Source organism: Paraburkholderia antibiotica (genome assembly GCF_012927125.1).
In the GTDB taxonomy this organism is placed as follows: Bacteria; Pseudomonadota; Gammaproteobacteria; order Burkholderiales; family Burkholderiaceae; genus Paraburkholderia; species Paraburkholderia antibiotica.
The window spans coordinates 1-1323 of the sequence record NZ_JABBFZ010000065.1; the positions used below are offsets into that span (position 1 = coordinate 1).

Consider the following 1323-nt stretch of genomic DNA (forward strand, 5'->3'; position numbering starts at 1 on the left):
TGAACCGCACCGGGAATGGTGGAGGCCGGTTGGTTTAAGTTAATGCGGGCACGTCATCGGCATTTCTGAGTTGCCTGGAGTAGTTTGCCTCAGCCTCGGCGGGCGGGATATAGCCGAGCGGTTCCATGAGCCGACAATGGTTGTACCAGGCGACCCATTCCAGCGTTGCCAGTTCGACAGATTCCCTCGTCTTCCATGGGGCGCGCCGATGAATCAGTTCCGTCTTGTACAGGCCGTTGATCGTTTCAGCCAGCGCGTTATCGTAGCTGTCGCCACGGCTGCCGACGGACGGCTCGATACTCGCCTCGGCCAAACGTTCGCTGTAGCGAATGCTGACGTATTGAGACCCCCTATCGGAGTGATGTATCAAGGTCCCCTCGGCGCCTGGTTGGCGTGCGTACAACGCCTGTTCAAGCGCATCAAGAACGAAGTCCGTAGTCATCGACGAACTGACGCGCCAGCCAACAATACGGCGGGCGAATACGTCAATCACGAACGCCACGTAAAGCCAGCCTTGCCACGTCGAAACGTACGTGAAGTCCGACACCCAGAGCTGATTCGGCCGCTGCGCCTTGAATTGCCGGTTGACCCGGTCAAGCGGGCGCGGTGCGCTCTTGTCGGCGATCGTGGTGCGAATCCGCTTGCCGCGAACCGCACCACGCAGACCTTGCAGCTTCATCAGCCGACCGACCGTGCAGCGCGCGACCACAATGCCCTCACGGTTCATTTGCTTCCATACCTTCGGCACGCCATAGACCTGCATGTTGGCCTGCCAGACACGCCTGACCTCGGGTTGCAGAATCTCATCGCGTTTCGCGCGGGCACAGCGTCTGGACGGATCTCGAAGCTGTGCCGCATGACGTCGGTAGCCCGACGGGGCGATCCGCAAGACCTTACAGATCGGCTCGACCCCGAAGGTGTCGCGGTGCTGATCGACGAACGCCTTCAGGACTTGAAACGGCGGTCGAGCTCCGCCTGGGCGAAAAACGCCCTCGCAACCTTGAGAATCTCGTTGGCACGACGCAGTTCCTTGACCTCGCGCTCCAGGGCCTTCAGCCGTTCGCGTTCGTCAGTGGTCACGCCATCGCGCTCGCCCTGGTCAACCTGGTCACGCCTGGTCCATTCGTGCAGCGTCTGCGGCGTACACCCGATCATCGGCGCAATCGACTCGACCGCTGCCCACATCGACGGATGTTCGCTACGCTGCTCGCGCACTAAACGTACTGCACGCTCGCGAACCTCCGGGGAAAACTTGGTTGCCTTCTTGTTCATGGCTCCATTCTCTCAAGAGTTGGAGCCTCCACAAAATCCGGTGCGGTTCAT

Annotated in this window: 1 protein-coding gene and 1 other annotated feature; the gene reads right to left on the bottom strand. The window is 60.5% G+C overall.

Annotated elements, in window-relative coordinates:
* Positions 1 to 34: 34 nt before the first annotated feature.
* Positions 35 to 1272, bottom strand: a protein-coding gene (locus HHL14_RS32750; RefSeq protein WP_169501741.1) for an IS3 family transposase whose coding sequence is annotated in 2 segments (ribosomal slippage) — positions 35 to 981 and positions 981 to 1272 — 1239 coding nt in all. Because the reading frame shifts where the segments join, the coding sequence is not laid out codon by codon here.
* Positions 875 to 991 (bottom strand) — a sequence feature (AL1L pseudoknot). Its footprint overlaps the gene before it by 117 nt.
* Positions 1273 to 1323: the final 51 nt, after the last annotated feature.